This window comes from Brevundimonas sp. NIBR10, assembly GCF_027912515.1.
In the GTDB taxonomy this organism is placed as follows: Bacteria; Pseudomonadota; Alphaproteobacteria; order Caulobacterales; family Caulobacteraceae; genus Brevundimonas.
In genome coordinates, this window is record NZ_CP115464.1 from 720997 (window position 1) to 738408 (window position 17412).

A 17412-nucleotide genomic window follows, 5' to 3' on the forward strand; every position below is an offset into this window, starting at 1 on the left:
GCCTAGCTTCGGCGGGATTCTGCGTACGGCAGAACTCGTGACAGCGCGACCCCTGGTGTCAGACGGCTTGCACCCAGCGAGCCGACGCAGGATTTCATGGCTTCGTGACGCGAAATTTCGATCCTGGTGAAACGAAACACCCGCCGACAGTCTCGATGTATCCCGCCCGATGACACACGTCTTCTGCGTCATGACGAGATATCCCGGGCGGTGCTACCCTGGCGGGTGGGTGACCAATAGCCCCATCTCTCGCTCGCAGAAGATTCCCTGTCCGACTGTCCCGAATGTCGCGCCGAACCTGCCCCGTCGGTCGGGGCGATCTTTCATGACGGTTTGTCTACCTCCTCGCCTGTCCTGCACAATCGTCTACCGCCTGACCTATCTCGACGCTGTATACGCATCTGTTCGAACAGGCGCGGGCGCAAACAGCACGCAAGCGCCGGCGATATTCTCATGCCGGTGAGCGCCGAGTACCGATCTATGCTCGATCAACAGGGACGCAGGAGATCCTCGAGGAAGACTCATCACCGTGCTCGAGGGCGCCTTGGTCGCAGAATGTCGACGATCTGCTCGATCGCAAACAGCTTGAACACAGCCAGATCAAGGATCATCCGCTATAAGCACGCTCCCTCCGGAGGCGAAATCTCATCAACTCCTCCCAGGCCGCCGGATGCGGTTCTGCGACAGGGCGACGCTGCGGACGCGGATTACTAGGCCCTGGAACCCGGGTACGACGATGAAGCGCTGGAAAGCCCTTGTCGGTCCCGTCTCATTGTCGAACGCCAATCGTGTAGCTGGCGACATCGACCCTGCGTGGCAGCCAAACGCGGTGTCAACAACGCCAATGAATTGCGATCGGCGGGGGTCCTGAGCCGCTATCTCGTCGAGGCGCGTGAACTTGACGAAGAAGCTTCCAGCGCCTGGATCTTTCTGGACGATTACGCCGCCTGGCTTGGTCAAAGCGAACGGCAGATCGCCGATCTGCTTTGTATGGTGCCGGGCCGTGGACCTGACGGAACACAGACGCTCGATCTCATCGTGACCGAGGCCAAATATATCGGCGTGGCCAATGCTTCAGGCAAGGCGTCTGAATCCGGACGCCAGTTGCGAGACACCTTGCGCCGGCTGGAGCGCGCGTTGAACTCTGCGGACAAACCGGCAGATCAGTTCATCTGGCGCGCGCGATTGTCCGAAATGTTGCGCGATTCCCTGCACGATCCCGGCGGACCGCCGGTGAACGCGGAGGCGATCGTCAATGCAGTGAGGAGTGGCGAGTGTCGCTTCCGGGTCCGGGGCTATTCGCATGTCTTCGCTCACGCGGCTCCTTCGGACGACATCTTGGTGGAAGACAAGATGACCGGAGTAGCGGACACGCATTCCGGCACCCAGGAAATGTTCGGCCCCAACAGTTTGCGCGAGCTCCTCCGAGCCTATGCCGACAGGGCCGATCCCTCGGCCATTCGGCTCCGGGTGCGCGGCGGGCAAGCGCCAGGCCCGGATGGGGAAGGCGGCGGCCTGGCTCTGCCTACTGCACCCCCGTCTCCTCCAGGTTCGCCGTCGGGCGAAGATGCGCCCGCAGAGACGGTCAATGAGCCGGCCCCTGACGTGCAGGATGCAGAACCGCGCGCCGAAACACATGGGGTCGCGACGACTCCGCTCAGCAGATTCCGACAACGCCTTCAGAACGCTCCTTCGGTTCCTGGCCCGGTGACGGATGCCGACTGGCTGGAGCAGGTGTCGGCGCGCTGCCGGAACGCGCTGCGGGGCTATGGCATGACGCAGAAGTTGGAACAGGCCATCCTGACGCCCAACGCCGCCCTGCTTAAATTCAAGGGCACCAACGACCTTACGGTGTCGTCCGTGGAGCGAAAGGTGCGTGAGCTGGAGACCACCCATGGTCTCAGCGTGCTCAGCGTGCGTTCGGAGCCGGGCCTCGTGAATATTTCGATCCAGCGCCCGGTGCGAGAAGTTCTGACCATCGGCGAAGTCTGGCGCGATTGGGTGACTGACCCGGCGGTTCCGAACACACGCTTGTTGATCGCGATCAAGGAAGACGACGGACAGCCTCTGTTCCTGGAGCCGGAACCGGCGCCTCACACCTTGGTCGCCGGCAGCACCGGCAGCGGCAAGTCGGTCCTTATCCAGAGCATCATCCTGGCGATCGCGGCGACCAATCGGCCGGATCAGGCGCGAATCCATCTCATCGATCCCAAATCTGGCGTCGACTACTATGCGTTCGAACCCTTGCCTCACCTGGTCGACGGCATCGTCGACCAGCCGGAGGCTGCGCTCGAACGGCTCGACGGGCTCGTGGAGGAGATGGAGCGTCGTTATGGCTTGTTCAAAGCCCAACGGGTTTCGAATATCCGAAGCTATAACCAGAAAACGGACACCCCTCTGCCGCTGATCTGGATGGTGCACGACGAGTTCGCCGACTGGATGCAGATCGACAGCTACCGGGCAGGGGTCGAAAAAGCCGTCAGCCGATTGAGCGTCAAGGCACGGGCTGCCGGCATCTATCTGATCTTCGCTGCGCAAAGGCCGGACAACACCGTTTTTCCGATGCAGTTGCGCAGTAATCTGGGCAACCGTTTGATCTTGAGGGTCGACAGCGCGGGAACGTCGGATCTGTCACTCGGGATGAAGGGCGGCGCGGCAGAGCGACTTCTCGGCAAGGGACATCTGGCGGCTATCCTCGGCGGCGGGTCCACGCCCACCTATGCGCAGGTCCCCTTTGTAGGGGAAGACGAGCTTGTGGATCTGGTGGATGCGATCTGCGCGGACCTCGCGAACCCTCTATGATCGTCGCCTATCTCGACAACAACGCCACGACCCGGCTGCTGCCCGAGGCTTTCGAGGCGATGCGGCCCTATTTGACGGACAGGTTCCTCAACCCCGCCTCGGCCGCCGCCGTCGCCCGCGGCGATCCCGATCCGGCGAGCGACGCACGGCGCGCCCTGGCCGCCCTGCTCGGCGATCCAGACCTGCACCGGGACATTGTCCTCACCTCGGGCGCATCCGAGGCCAATAGCTGGGTGGTCCAGGCCGCCTGTCCGGGCGAAGGTCATATCGTGCTGTCGGCTATCGAGCATCCGTCGTTGATCGCTGCGGCTGAGGCGGCTGAACGCCGTGGCGCGCAGGTCGACTATGTCGGATGCGGACAAGACGGCCGGGTGGATGCGGCAGACATTCTCAAGGTCGTTCGGCCAGATACGGCACTGGTCTCCGTCATGTTCGCCAATAATGAGACGGGCGTCCTTCAACCGGTGGCGGAGATCGCGGCAGAAGCCCGGCGCCGGGCGCCGGATGTTCTGATCCATACCGATGCGACCCAGGCCGTGGGGCGTGTTGCGCTGGATCTGGTCGGAGACCTCGCCGACGTCGATCTGTTGTCCCTGTCAGCACACAAGTTTCATGGCCCGAGAGGTGTGGGAGCGCTTTTCGTCCGGGAGGGCATCGAGCTGGCGCCGTTGATCCACGGCCGCCAGGACGATGGCCGCCGCGGCGGCACCTCCAACAGCGCCGCCGCCGCAGGACTGGCGGTGGCCGCCCAGCATGCGATGCGCGGGATCAACGACTGGGCGACGATGGTCGATCTGAGGTCGCGTCTCGAGGCGGGATTGTACAGCATCCATTCCGGCTCGTGGACTAATGGTCGATCGGTCCCGCGCCTGCCCAATACGCTTTCGATGACGCTGCCGGGTTTGTCGGCCGAGGATGTGGTGGATCAACTGGCTCTGCAGGGAATCTGTATCGCCTCGGGATCGGCCTGCGACAGCGGGTCCATGGCACCTTCCCACGTCCTCTCAGCCATGGGTCTGTCTTATGAGGACGCCAAATCGACCTTGCGGTTCAGCCTTTCGTCCTGGACGACGGCCATGGAGATCGACATCGTACTCTCCGCAATGCGGAGTACCGTACTTCCGTAGGCGGCGGCGGACGGGTGCCCGCGATTTTATTGGCGCGTTCACAAACGGCGTGCGAAACTCGGTCATGCTCCAGGCGTTGAAGTCTCGTACTCTTGAAGTGTGGAACGGAAGCGGCCATTTTCGAATTGTCGGGAATGATTCAGACGGGTCCTTCCTGAACCGGGAACGCAAATGCTGAAGTACGGCGTCATCTATCTAGAACAGAACGATCTGGCGCTGCGTCTGCTGGTTGAAGGTATGACGCCGGCCGCCATCGCCCTGGCCAAGAAGACTGCGCCGCACCAGGACGAACCTGAAGCGGTCGAGGACGACGAGTACGAGTACGAGGCGGCCTGAACGGTTGTCACGCCGGAGTCGGCGGTGGCGTCGGCCACACTCCCATCATGATACGCGGATCAGGGTTCGGGAGCCCCACGGGCGCGATCGCCGTCAGTCTCCAGGACTGGGCGTCGCCGTCGTCGGTTCGTCCGTCCAGGGTGCGCTCCTGAAAATGGCTGGGCTGCAAGGTCAGGCAGAGGGCCTGGGCGTTCTGCGGCAACGTCAGTTCCACAGTCTTGCCGCCGTCGTCGCGCCAGAGGCCGACCTGTCGGGCCGGAGGAAACCGGCGGGTGTCATTGGCCCGCTCGATCAGGCCCAGGCTGGTGAAGGTCAAGACCGAAGAGCCGGGATCCTCGGCCAGAACTGTGGCGTAGCGCGCAGGCCAACGGTCCTTTAGCTGTGGTCCGTCCATCAGCAGCGCCACCACGAGATTGGGTCCGATGCCGCGCACCAGTTCCTGACAAGGATCATTTCGCGCCAGATCCTCGCAGATCAGGGTGGTCACCGTCGACACCCCGCGAAGCACGAACATGTCCAGGCTGCGGCTCAAAATATCGATCCGTTCCCACCAGCGCGCTTGGCGATCGAGTGATCCAGCGCATAGGTTTTTCGATCTGTCTGGCGTCCAGCGCAGCGGTGTGCATCATGGATCGAGATGTCGCCGGTCGGACATCGGGGGCCTGGAAGCTCGCCTGCTGCGGACCATTTCCGCGTCGCCAGCGACCCCGGCCTCATAATGGCGTCGAAAGGCCAGAGATCAGGATTACGAACATTGCGACGGGCCTGCATGCGTTCGCACAGGGCACGAGACCGCGTGGCTCAGGGCCACTTCGGAGAAGGGACCAGGTGGACCTCCCAAACATCCACTCCACCGCGTGAGCAGCTGATCGACGACCGAAAGAAGTCCCTCAAATCCGTCCGGAATGTCCGTGTCAAGCTGGGGGACACCAGGTGCGGAACGCTCGTCGAACGCCCCAGGACCCTGTCGGCTGGACGCCTTGAACGCCGTGGCCGGATGCGGAACGGGCCGGCCGATCACAGTTGAAGGGTGCGACGGTGATTTCTCGATCGGTCCGGGGTCCTGGCGTCAGTAGGCCCGCGCAGCCCTCGGCGAGGGAGAGCCGGGCGGATGGTGAGACAGGGGACCGCAGGGTGCTCGACGCGGGGCGTGCGGTCTTGGGCCGGACACAGACGTGCACCGGATCGGCCGCCAGGTATGATTTCTTTCGAGCTTAAAGCTTGAGATCATCTTGACAGGCGGCCAGGGCGGACTTGGGTATCGGTTCCCAGCGGAGTTTGGCGGCTCATCCATGCAGAGCGAGCCCCCGGCGGCGCGCACATTTACACTGCTCAAGTCGACGACTGGGCGCGATATACAGACGGTGCTTGTGCCGGCGGTAGTTTCCTGAGGCCTCCAGCAATTCTTAGGCGCTCGGGAACATCCGCCTGCCTCTCGGCCGCGCCATTTGCGGGCCGACCCCGGAATGGCGAACACGCGCGAGATCGTGACCATGGGGGACTGCCGGACCCGCTGATCGCGGGCGGACGTGGTGACGGCCCCGGGGTTTCAGCAGCAGACACCCCCCAGGGACGACGCGTCGCCGCTTTACAGGGCGGGTCTACGACACTCGCCGCGGCCAGGACTCTTCGGGTAGCGATCTTGTCGGGTCGGATGATCAGGTATCCGCCGGAAAGATCGCGCGCATGGCCGGTTCGATGGTCCCTCGGACGCGGCGACGTCGTTACTGGCGGTTCACAGGCGGGGCGGTCGCTTACGCACGCCGAATGTAGGGTTGTTCGCGGTCCGGCGAATCCGGATTTCGGTGGGGTTCCGGGGCCGGGGCAGGGGGGAGCCCGCTTTGGTCCGGGCGCGGTGACGGATGGCGGTGCTCGAAGTGACATCGGCGATGGACGGTGGCGTCCAGTCCTGCAGCGGTGGGGTTCAGTACGGGAACCCGAGCCCGCCCCGACGCGGGGATCAAGTACGGGTTCTTTAGGAGGGATCTTCGCTCGCGCCCGGACGTACTGGCGGGGCGGCGAGCGCGGGATCGCTCCAGGAAGCCGGAGCTGTATGGTACAGAGTCGCTCCCACCCCGGCCCAACCACATGACGACCCGGCCGGCGGGTGTAATCGTAACCCCCAAATCTCTCCAATGATTTCCACCCCTGCCCTTACCTTATCCCTTCATAACCTTTTTTCACTTTCACTTCCTTACACTTATTCAATCCTCTAACAACCTTCCTTTTATTAACATTTTTATCTCACTACTCATCATACTTTATTCTTTTAAATTTATATTCTCATAATCATCAACTCCCATTTTCAAAAAAAACAATTTAATCAAAATTCACACCCCCTAACCCTAACCCTTCATAAAACTCTATATATTTTTACTTATTCCCTTCTCTCCCTTTCATTCACATCCCTAAATAAAGAACTTTCATCTTTCCCCCTTCTCACAATTCACTCTACCAAACAATCCCACTATTATTCCATCCCATTCTCCTTTTTATATATCTCCCTTATCTTCCTTCTCAATATTTTATAAAAAAAAACAATCCTTACTCATTACTTTATATCATATACCTATCCTCTAAACTAATTCCATTTCTAAATTATCCCTAATCTATTCTATTTAACCATACTTCTTTTTTTTTATTTTAAAAAAAAAACACACACACACACCCACAAAAAAAAAAAAAACCCCCCAAAAAAAAAAAAAAAAAAAAAAAACCCACCACACAAAAAAAAAATATAAAAATAATTAAAAAAAAAAACACACCCCAAAAAAAAAAATAATAAGAATAAAATAATTATATAATAACACAACAATCACACACAATAATAAAAATAAAAAAACAAATAAATAATATATATAATCCTCCCCAAATATATATATATAATATATATATTTATTTTTTTATAATATATTATATTTTTATATATTATGATATCCCAACGTGTCACCGGGCGGACAGCCTGGCTCCACCCTGATGGCGGAGGCGAGGATCGTCCCGGCATGGCGCGGGGTGATCGTGGATCTTCGCGGGCCCGGCCGGTGGCGAAACAACGTGATCACCGGGGCATCGGACGGCGGCTTGATCACCCTTGGTCGAGGGCTCGAGGCTTTCGCCGAGATCGAGACTCGCGGCGGGTGTGGCATGTGGTTGCGGCATTCAGCGCGGCACGCGACAATTACCCTGTCGCGCTTGCGGGACCGGAGACCTTGGCCCGGATTACTCGCCGCAACCGGGATCAAATGGGGGGCGGGGAGATCCCATCAATCTTCAAAGTCCTTCTATCCTGCAATCCGCCGATGGGCGGCACAATGAGCACGCGTGGCTCGCGATGGACAGACGGAGCCTATGGGCGATGTGCAACCGGGTGGCCGCCAAGACGGAGGGGCGGACGAGCTTTAGGCGGGGAGGTTTGGGAAGGTCATGACTTGGGTTGAATGGCCTCCGCCCCGATTCAGGCGCTGCACCAAGGACCACCCGATCGCTATTGCGGGCAGCTCCGACTGGATCGCGGTGCCGGCCACTGGCGTTGGTGCAGGCAATGTTTCTTGTGTAATGGCGGCGAAACGATTCAACTCGACGGACGCGGGCTTGGTCGGCTCAGCATGCCGCGGGGATAATGGCGTCTCCGTCGGCCGTGGTCGTGTTTGGTCCCCCTGACGACGGCGGGCTTCAGCGCCGACCTAGGCCGAAGGGGCGCGCGGAGCTCACAGGACGCGCCACCGGGCATTACCGATCCATCCTAGGGGGGGGGGGCATCCGCTCGCTGCGCGGCGCAGCCGAGATCAGTCACCGACCTTCGCGCAATCTGGAGCCGACGATATTTTAGACTGAAGTGTTTTTTCTTTCCGCTCGGATATTGGGGCCGATTTGACAGGATATTTCGGCGTCCGCCTCGTCGGTGCCTTCAGACCGGTTCTGGACGCAGCAACAGATAGAGATGAACATGCGATCGTTTCCTCTTGGCAACGCGGGCTCAGCTGCACGATATGCCACATGATCGCCGAGGATCGCCAACACAACCAATCACAATTGCTGATCGTGCCGACCATATTTATATTGTATGTTATTTTTTTTTATCGTTATAGTATTATTCCATTGGTTGATTTTTGCGAGATGCCTGGGCAGCGTACCGCTCTCAGTGCCTTAGCGAGCGTCTCGGGGCATTGGCGTACTCGGGCGCGGGTAAAGGTCCCAGAACTGGCCGGGGTAGGTTCTGCTCTTGCAAACTTCCGCAGAGTGATTCACCGTGGCCAAGCGTCCCTCGGGATGCCGAGGCGTGAGAACCTCGCTTGAAATGACTTAACTTCCAGGTTCCGCAGCAGCGGCGTGGCTGGCGTGCATGTCCAGGCGTCTTCGGACGCTAAAGGCGTCGGCGCGTGCTCAAGCATGTTCTCAACACCCGGTGCTTCGGCCGGGCTCGCCTCTGTACTTGGAGGCGAGCCCGTGACGGATGGCTATGGACGAATAGGCAGGCAAGGCGGCCCCGGTCTGGCGGCGCTGCACGACCGCTACGACCGGTGGCTCACCCGCGCCGTCCGCAAACGCTTCGGCGCCCAGGACGCCGACGATGTCGTTCAGGACACCTGGGTCCGCATCGCGTCGCTCGACCTCGTCGACGCCATCCGCCACCCCAAGGCTTTCCTCCTGCGGACCGCGATTAATCTCGCGCTCGATCGCCACCGCCACCGCGCCGTCATCGAGAAATCCGCCGATGTCCTGCGTCGCTCCGACCAGGCCCAATCCGACCAACTGGAAGCTGTGCTGCTGGAAGAAATCGTCCTTGGCTTGCCAGAGCCGTTGCGCGATGTCTTTGTGTTAAGTCGCTTCGCATGTTTGAGCCACGCGCAGATCGGTGAGCAGTTGGGCATCTCCATCAAGACCGTAGAATGGCGTATGACAAAGGCGACAGCCCTTTGTACGGCTCGATTGTCTCTCTGAAAGGAGATCGACATGAGCGATCAACAGCGTCGCGTGGCGAAGGCTGATGCGGAGGCGGCGTCCTGGCACACCCGGCTGGCGAACCGTAGCGTCTCGACCGACATGATCACCGAATTCTACGCTTGGCGACAGAATCCCTTGAACGACGAGGCCTACGCCAAGGTCCAGACCATGTGGTCCAGGGCCAAGGTCCTGGAGGGGCAACCGGATATCCAGACGGCCATCGCCGATGCGTTGGCGCGCAAAAAGACGCCCGATCGTCGTGCGGTCTGGATCGGAGCTTTGGTCGCCTCCACAGGGATCGCGCTGGCCATCGGCGGGACCTACTGGTTCCAGGGCCGCAGCGCCTATGCGACAGATGTGGGCGAGGAGCGCCTCGTCCAGCTGGACGATGGTTCGACCGTCAGACTGGATACGGGATCAAGCATCAAGGTCGCCTTCAGCGGCGGGCAACGCCGTATCGAACTCGAAGGGGGAAGGGCGCTCTTCACCGTCGCCCACGACACGTCCCGGCCATTCATCGTTCTGGCGGGCGCCACCCAGGTGCGGGCCGTCGGCACAGTGTTCGATGTTCGACGCGCCGAGGCTGGGGTGACCGTGTCGATGGTTTCCGGTCTCGTCGAAGTCAGCGGTCCGGACTTGCCCGCCGGCCCGCCCAAGCGTCTGGCGGCCGGGCAACGGGCTTTGGTGTCGCCGCAGGGACTTCAGACCCAAACCATCAATGTCGCCGATGCCACCAGCTGGGCGGATGGACGTCTCGTGTTCCGGGGAACGCCTCTCGGCCAGGCTGTCGATGAGGTGAATCGCTATCTCACCGACAAAATCGTCCTCGCACCGGGAACACCCCGGTCTCAGCCGGTCAGCGGCGTATTCCATACCAGCGATCGCGCGGCGTTCGTGTCCGCGGTCTGCGAACTGTTCCAACTCACGGCCGAGGCAGATCCCGACGGATCGGTTCGTCTGACGGCGGATAAAAATATGCGCAAGCCATTGGGAGAAACCCGAGGCTGAGCCGTCCACCTCTTCGACGCACCTCGCGCGTCGGAGGGGATCCAGAATATGAGTCAGTACCGTTATCTCGCCGGGGCGCTGGCGGCCGTATCCGTAGCCGCGATCAGCACCGCCGTCGCCGCCGAGGAGGCGCGCGCTTTCAGCATTCCGTCCGGTGCGCTCAGTGACGCCTTGCCGGTGTTTGGCGCCCAGTCGGGCCAGCAGATCCTCTATACGCCCGAAATGGTGGCCGGCGTGCAGACCGTCGGCCTGCAGGGGCGGTATGAACCGTCAGCTGGTCTGGCGCGACTGCTGGCGGGCTCCGGTCTCGGCTGGACCCAGACCCGCCCCGGCGTGTTCGTGTTGCGTCGGACGCAGGCCGCAGCCTCCGATGAATCGACAATCCGGGTGGACGATGTCGTCGTCACCGGCACCCTGCTCAAGGGGTCTGGCGAACTGGCCTCGCCGGTTCTGGTTCTCGATCGCGACGCCCTGGATCGCAGGGGGCGCGGCACGGTCGCCGAGGTCCTGACCGACCTGCCGCAAAATTATCAGGGCAGCGGCACGCCGGGCGCGCTGTTGGCCGGCGCCGACGGCAGCGGCTCCAACGGCGTCGTGGCGACAGGTGTCAATCTCAGGGGGCTGGGAACCGACGCCACCCTGGTTCTGGTCAACGGACGCCGTCTGGCCGGCACAGGCTTCATGGCCGAGTTCGCCGATGTTTCCGCCTTGCCGTCGGCCGCAGTCGAGCGCGTGGACGTCCTGCTGGACGGCGCGTCCGCCTTGTACGGCGCCGACGCGGTCGCCGGCGTCGTCAACATCATCATGCGCCGGTCGTTCGACGGGCAGGAAAGCCGGTTACGGGTTTCGGCGGCGCAAGGCGGGGCCGAGACCGTTCAGGCGTCGCATCTCATCGGGACCTCCTGGTCATCCGGCTCGGCGCTCCTGTCCTACGAGTACCAGCATCAGAACCCGCTGAACGCCCGCGACCGCACCTATACGGCGACGGGCGATCTGAGGCCCTTCGGCGGATCGGACTGGCGCGGCATCTTCAGCGCGCCCGGCAATATCGTCGCGTTCGATCCGGCGATCGGCAGCTATGTCGCGAGCTTCGCCATCCGGCCAAACGCGACCGGGGCGGCGCGGACGCCCGCAGACTTCGCCGCAGGCCAGGCCAATCTGCAGGCGCCGTCGTTCGGCGTGGATCTTTCGCCGGAGCTCGAGCGCCAGAGTGTCTATGGCCGGGTCGGGCAATCGATCGGCGATCGACTGGATCTGACGGCCGATGTGCGGTTCAGCCGCCGCACCTATGGCTTCGACAATGTCGCGGCGGCGACCATCCTGGAGGTCGCAGACGCCAATCCCTTCTTCGTGTCGCCTGATGGAGAGACGGAGCACACGATCGCCTATTCGTTCCTGGGCGATCTGGGACTGACCCGGCAGTCGGGCTCCTCACGCAGCGTGGGCGTGACGGCGGGCGCCAGCTACGATTTCGGGAAAGGCTGGTCGCTGGAAGGCTACCTTTCCTACGCCGATGAGCGGGGCGAGGCGGCCATCACGGACCGGGTCAACACCGCGCGTCTGGACGAGGCTCTCGGCAATACGCCAGACGATCCGGCCACGACCTACAGCGCCGCGCGCGACGGCTATTTCAACCCCTTCGGCGCCGGCGCCGCGAACGGCCCGGCGGTGCTGAACTTCATCGGCGCCGGATATTCCAGCGAGCTCGACCGCAGCCGGGCGATGTCCGCCAACCTGCTTCTGGAGGGGCCGCTCATGAGCCTGCCAGGCGGCGATCTGAAGATCGCCGTCGGCGCCCAGGTGCGAAACGAGGCGTTCGAGACGCGTTCGACGGCCTTCCTGTCGTCGCTCGTTCCGATCGTGACCGAGACGCCGCAGCGCGATCGCACGATCGAGGCGGCTTTCGCCGAGGCGCGGATACCGGTCTTTGGTCCGGACAACGGCCGGCCCGGCTTGCGTCGGCTCGAACTCTCCATCGCGGGCCGGATCGAGGAGTATGACGACTTCGGCACGACCTCCAATCCCAAGCTCGGCCTGGTCTGGTCGCCGGTCGCCGACCTGACGTTCCGGGGATCCTGGGGGACGTCGTTTCGCGCGCCAGCGCTTCCGCAGTTGTTCGATGAGTCCGCGGTTGGCGCGACACTTGTCCCCCGCGCCAACGGATCCCGGCTCCTCGCCATCTATCTGTACGGAGGCAATCCGGACCTGAAGCCGGAGACGGCTGAAACCTGGACAGCCGGGTTCGACTATCGCCGCGCCAACGGCCTGCAACTGAGTGCGAGCTACTTCAACACGCGGTTTGACAACCGCATCGCTCAACCGACCAACGAGAACCTCTCGGGTGTTCTGACTGACCCGTCGCTGGCGCCTTTCGTCCACCTGATCGACCCCGCCAACGCCGCCGATCTCGCCCTGGTCCAAAGCTATATTTCCACCCCCGGCTTCGTCTTCGGAAACCTGTTTCCGCCCTCAACCTATGGCGCTCTTCTGGATGGCCGTTGGGTCAACGCCGCCTCGGTCGCCCTGAGCGGACTGGATCTCGCGGCGGCGTATCCGTTCACGATTGGTGGAGCGACGGTGACCCTGGACGCGACCGCATCGTACCTGTTCGACTACCGTACTCAAACGACGCCCGCGGCGCCGACGCTCGACGTGCTCGATCAGGTTGGACGTCCCACAAGGCTGCGGTCCCGCGCGGGGGCCTCGACGCGGTGGCGGAACTATGCGGCGGACCTTCACTGGATACATGTGTCCGACTATGCCGACGCTTCGGGTCGCAAGATCGACGCCTGGGACACGGCCGATCTCAGCCTCGGCTGGTCGCCCGTCGGCGGCCGGTGGGATGGGCTGACCGTCGCCCTGACGGTCCAGAACCTGTTCGACCGGGATCCCCCGTTCTACGACAACCCGACGGGCTACGGCTTCGACCCGGGTCAGGCCAATCTGCTCGGTCGCGTCGTCGCGTTCCAGCTGGCCAAGCGCTGGTAGGCCCGCCATGTGCGGAAAGTTCACCCGCCTCGTGGCGGCGGGGATGGCGCTCGTCTCGATCTCGACCCACGCCCTCGCCCAATCCCGTCCAATCACCATCGACGACGTCGTGGGCCTCGAGACGATCGGATCGGTCACGATTGATCCGGGTGGATCGTGGCTGGTCTATGAACGGCGCGGCGCCTTTGACGCCGCGACGGACTACGATCTCGGATATCGCTCGGTCTGGACGGTCAGCGGTCTCTATGCGCTGGACCTGCGCCATGCGGGATCGCCGGCTCCCTTGCTTGCGAACCCCGGTCCCGGCGGGCTGATCCCCGGCCCCTGGTCGCCATCTGGCGCCCATCTTCTGGTCTATCGCCTGGTGGACCGAAAGCTCGAGGCGGGTGTCGTCGAGATGGCGACGCGAACCGTTCGATGGACCGGTCTGACGCCGGACATGCCCGTCGCCGGCGCCTTCGCCGCCTGGCTCGATGAGGACCGTCTGGCGATGACGGTGCGCCCGGACGCAAGCCTGCCGTGGGTGCTGCGTCATGACGGCGACAGCCAGACCGAGGTCGCGCGTCAATGGACCACGATGGCGCAAGGAAAGACCCCTTCGCGCACGGTGGTGGACACCGATAGCGGCGTGGCCACGACGCAGAATGCGCTCGTCGACCAGAGCGTCGTGATTTTCGATCGCACCACAAACAGCATCAAACCCCTGCTCAGCGGGCGCGTCCGCGATATCGCCGCGTCACCCGACGGGCGTGCGATCGCCGTCCTCCAGGGCGGGGCGGGCATCGCCGCCGATCCATCGCGGCCCCTCATCCAGAGCGATATTGCCGAACGTGGCGACCTCGTGATGATTGACGTCAGGACCGGCGCCCTGACGCGGCCGGTCGGAGACCTGGACGTGGCGCCCCACCTTCTGCGATGGTCGCCGAACTCGGGTTCCCTTCTGATCTGGGGCCGCCCGTACGGCGCAGACTGGGCGGCCGGGGGGCTGTTCCAGGTGCGGCCGGACGGCTCCCGTATCGCCCTGCGCCTCGATGGCCTCGATCCCTTTCCCGCCGGCAGCGGCCTCGACAGCCTGCGCGGTGTGCGGGCCAATCTCAACGGCGAGCAACCAGTGCTGTACGCGCGACAATCGGGCGAAGACCGGTTCGACTGGTGGGGAGTGAGCCCGGAGCAGCCGCCGGTCGCTCTGACCCGGGACCTGGTCACTCCTCCTGCCCGGCTGGCGGCGAGCACCGGGCACAGTCTTCTGATGTTTGCCGATGGCGGCCTGTGGGAAACGCAGAGGGGCGGTCTGAAGCGTCGATCCGACCCGGACCAGATTCTTGCTGACGCCGGGTTCACCGATATGCTCGCGCCGCTGCGTCTGCGTATCAACACGCCGGCTGATCGGGATTGGGCGGTGGGCGTCCTGGCGAACGGCGAAGCCCGAACCGTGGGGGCAGGCGACGTGGTAGGCCTGTCGCCGGGACCCGCGGGCGGGATGACCCGGATCGTCGCGGCGGGCCCGTCGACGATCGTCTCCCTGACGACGGACAAGGGGGAGCAGACGCTGCGGCTCGCGACCGCCCTTGAGACCCGCACGGTCGACCATCTCAATGACGAACTCGCCGACCGGTCGTGGCCTCGGGCGATTGCCTTGGCGCATAAGGATCGCCTGGGCCGCGACACGCAGAGTTATCTCTATCTCCCGGTCGGCGTGGCGCCGCGAGACGTCAAGGGCGTCATCATCGCGGTCTATCCCGGATCGGTCGATGACGGCGCCTTTCAGGATCCCGTGACGATGAGAGTGTCGCTCAGCCTCGAGCTGATCGCCGGCGCCGGCTACGCGGTTCTGTCTCCCGCCATTCCTATTGATGGAGAGGGCTCCGATACGATCGACGGCTACGCGCAGAGCGTCGATGTCGCAGTGGATACGATGCTTGCGGCCTTTGCTGCGTTGCCGGCCGATCGCATGGCCATCCTGGGCCACAGCTATGGAGGTTACGCGGCCCTGGGAATCGCCAGCCGGTCCCACCGGTATCGCTCCTATGTGTCGTGGGCCGGCCTGTCCGATCTGGTCGGTGCCTGGGGCGAGTTCACCCCGATCAGCCGAAGCCGACCGGAGGAGGGCTCCACCGTCGCCTACCAGATGGGATGGGCCGAGGTCGGGCAGGGGGGGACCGGCGGTCCGCCCTGGGCAAAGCCGGGGGTCTATCTGGAAAAGAGCCCCCTGTTCTCGGCCGACCGGATCACCGAGCCGGTTATGCTAATTACGGCGGATCGGGACTTCGTGCCGATGTCCCAAGCGGAGCGCATCTTCTCGGCGCTTCATCGCCAGAACCGAACGTCGCGGTTGGTGACCTATTGGGGAGAGGGGCACATGATGTGGAGCCCCGCCAATGCGCGCGATCTCTATGCGCAGCTCTTCGCCTGGTGGGACGAGACCCTCAGGCCGTCAGGGTCTTCGCCGCTTGCGACAGCCGATCCGCCCACACTCGCACCCAGCCCTCCAGCGCCGCCGCAATCATGATCTCGCCAAAGCCTCCGCGCCACAGGAGCACTTCAGGCTTCAGAGCCTGTTCGAGTGCGGCGACATCCAGCAGACCCTCACGCGCCAGTCTTCCGTCCAGCAACCACGGACGCAGGACCGGCAAGCTCGCGGCCAACAGGCGACCATAGAAGGCTGTCATGTCGCCCTTCGAACGCCTGTGCGTGATGCTCGGCGGCAGGCGGTTGGCGAAGGCCAGTCGAACGAGACCGCGATCCTTGGCCCCGAGCGTCAACTGCGCCGGGCTCAGGCTCAGGGCCGCTTCGACGACGGGTTGAGCGAGCAACGGGTGGAAGACATCAACGACCGCCGTCTGGCGCGACGGCGCGCTGAAGGACACGCCGCTTGCGATCCCCGCGATCTGATGTGTTTTGGCGGGGCCCGATGCCGCATCCGACGACAGCCAGGGATGTGCCGGGCCAAGCTCCTCCCGCGTCGCCGTGGTCAGGGCCCAGCCCGGGGCCGCCTCTCCCCCCGCCAGACGCGTGCCCGACTTCCTCCGGGCTTCGTCAATCAGAGACCACACGGAGCGCTGGTTCAGGCGCGCGAGGCCGGGCAGGTCCGGCGAAAGGATCGAGCGCCATCCTTGTGATCGGAAGCGGTCGGTGAAGACGTCGGCTGTAGCCGCCTGGATCAGCACGGAGTCGCCGCCCTTGCCGGTCATCACCGCGTCCACGCCCGCGGCCTGCCATTGCGCGGCCCAAGCGGCATCGTAAGCCCAATCCATGGCGTTAAGTCCCGGCCTGACGCCTTGGGACATGCTCAGCAGATCTGCTTCAGACAGGCTTGCCTGTGCGCGCGGGACATGGGTCGGCGCCATTCCCAGCTGAAGGCCGAGGTCGGCGACGTAGCGCCGCTCGTCCGCCCCCGTATCGTCGCCCCAGGCATTCAACCAAAGGCGCACCTTATCCTTGGCCGCAATCGTGAGACTGGCGGCGACCACGCTCGAATCCAGCCCACCCGAGACTTCGCAGCCGAGAGAGCGACTGAGGCTTGCGAGGCCCGCCACGGCTTCGTCGATGGCCTTCGCGATCAGGTCGGCGGCGGCGGCTGGCGCCATGTCCCACCTGTCCGACTGGTGAGCGAAGGTGTCGGGACGCCAGAGCAGGGTGGCGGGATCTTCAGCCGGTAAGGCCAGGATGGAGCCGGGCAGAACGACGCGCGGGCCTTCGAGCAGAAGGTCGCTCCACACACGTATGGGATCGGCCAGAGCCAGGCCAACACGATTGAAGTCGATCCGCGTCTGCGGCGGTAGGGTTGGAGTGATCCAGCCCGGGATGTCGGAGCCGACAAGGACGAGATCGTCGTCGTGCCAGGTCACGCACTCCAGAGATCCGGACGGGTCCCTGAGCACGGCGTCGAGGGCCTCTCCTCGAAGCCTGACGCCGACGAACCGGCCCCAGAACCGGCTGAACAGCTTCTTTTCATAGCTATGGGGCTCGAGGTCCGATGCGGGATCCAGCTGGCGATGGTTGCGGTTCAGGACATCGCCAACGAGAGTCCAGGCGCCGACGGTCAGGGTTTTCAGCGGTCTCGGGCCGCGTGCGGCCAGCCAGGACCTCGGCCCAAGGCTTTGGACCGTGAAGCCCTGGGCGCGGCACTGGTCCCGCAGAGAGGTCGATCGCGCGCCGGACGCTTGGGATCCGGCCTTCTCTCCGACGATCAGATAGTCACCCATTG

9 protein-coding genes are annotated in these 17412 nt (G+C 63.2%); 7 read left to right on the top strand and 2 right to left on the bottom strand.

All coding sequences use genetic code 11. The features are described from left to right. Positions 1 to 813: 813 nt before the first annotated feature. The 3 genes from O5K39_RS03520 to O5K39_RS03530 all read left to right on the top strand — a co-directional run bounded on the left by O5K39_RS03520 (position 814) and on the right by O5K39_RS03530 (position 4265). The gene (locus O5K39_RS03520; protein ID WP_271145900.1) at positions 814 to 2802 is read left to right on the top strand and encodes an FtsK/SpoIIIE domain-containing protein; all 1989 of its coding nucleotides are present in this window, start codon (positions 814 to 816) and stop codon (positions 2800 to 2802) included. Further along, a complete protein-coding gene (locus O5K39_RS03525; RefSeq protein WP_271145901.1) occupies positions 2799 to 3929 on the top strand; it encodes a cysteine desulfurase family protein in 1131 nt (376 codons plus the stop codon). Before O5K39_RS03520 ends, O5K39_RS03525 begins: the two co-directional genes overlap by 4 nt. A 171-nt stretch (positions 3930 to 4100) precedes the next feature. After that, positions 4101 to 4265 (top strand): hypothetical protein, encoded by a 165-nt coding sequence (locus O5K39_RS03530; RefSeq protein WP_271145902.1) that lies wholly within the window; start codon positions 4101 to 4103, stop codon positions 4263 to 4265. A gap of 7 nt (positions 4266 to 4272) precedes the next feature. On the opposite strand, the gene O5K39_RS03535 is transcribed toward O5K39_RS03530, so the two are convergent. Beyond that, positions 4273 to 4797, bottom strand: a complete 525-nt coding sequence (locus tag O5K39_RS03535) for a hypothetical protein (protein WP_271145903.1) — start codon at positions 4795 to 4797, stop codon at positions 4273 to 4275. Between the two features lie 3914 nt (positions 4798 to 8711). Between O5K39_RS03535 and O5K39_RS03540 the strand changes: the two genes are divergently transcribed. The 4 genes from O5K39_RS03540 to O5K39_RS03555 are packed head-to-tail and all read left to right on the top strand — an operon-like array spanning position 8712 to position 15714. Continuing rightward, entirely contained in the window at positions 8712 to 9206 is a 495-nt protein-coding gene (locus O5K39_RS03540; RefSeq protein ID WP_271145904.1) for a sigma-70 family RNA polymerase sigma factor, read from the top strand. Positions 9207 to 9218: 12 nt separating this feature from the next. Beyond that, positions 9219 to 10217: a FecR domain-containing protein gene (locus O5K39_RS03545; RefSeq protein ID WP_271145905.1), complete on the top strand. Its 999-nt coding sequence runs from the start codon at positions 9219 to 9221 to the stop codon at positions 10215 to 10217. Positions 10218 to 10265: 48 nt separating this feature from the next. Continuing rightward, complete coding sequence (locus tag O5K39_RS03550; RefSeq protein WP_271145906.1) at positions 10266 to 13205, top strand: TonB-dependent receptor; 2940 nt, start codon at positions 10266 to 10268, stop codon at positions 13203 to 13205. Positions 13206 to 13212: 7 nt separating this feature from the next. Further along, positions 13213 to 15714, top strand: coding sequence for a prolyl oligopeptidase family serine peptidase (locus O5K39_RS03555; RefSeq protein ID WP_271145907.1), 2502 nt, complete (start codon positions 13213 to 13215; stop codon positions 15712 to 15714). Here O5K39_RS03555 and O5K39_RS03560 read toward each other — a convergent pair. Next, positions 15632 to 17410 (bottom strand): asparagine synthase-related protein, encoded by a 1779-nt coding sequence (locus tag O5K39_RS03560; RefSeq protein WP_271145908.1) that lies wholly within the window; start codon positions 17408 to 17410, stop codon positions 15632 to 15634. The two genes, O5K39_RS03555 and O5K39_RS03560, sit on opposite strands and share 83 nt — an antisense overlap. Between the last annotated feature and the right edge of the window lie 2 nt (positions 17411 to 17412).

Bases quoted from the DNA above. Each gene is read 5' to 3' on its own strand.
- O5K39_RS03525 (WP_271145901.1), top strand. From the start codon at position 2,799: ATGATCGTCGCCTATCTCGACAACAACGCCACGACCCGGCTGCTGCCC.
- O5K39_RS03530 (WP_271145902.1), top strand. From the start codon at position 4,101: ATGCTGAAGTACGGCGTCATCTATCTAGAACAGAACGATCTGGCGCTG.
- O5K39_RS03545 (WP_271145905.1), top strand. From the start codon at position 9,219: ATGAGCGATCAACAGCGTCGCGTGGCGAAGGCTGATGCGGAGGCGGCG.
- O5K39_RS03550 (WP_271145906.1), top strand. From the start codon at position 10,266: ATGAGTCAGTACCGTTATCTCGCCGGGGCGCTGGCGGCCGTATCCGTA.
- O5K39_RS03555 (WP_271145907.1), top strand. From the start codon at position 13,213: ATGTGCGGAAAGTTCACCCGCCTCGTGGCGGCGGGGATGGCGCTCGTC.
- O5K39_RS03560 (WP_271145908.1), bottom strand. From the start codon at position 17,410: ATGGGTGACTATCTGATCGTCGGAGAGAAGGCCGGATCCCAAGCGTCC.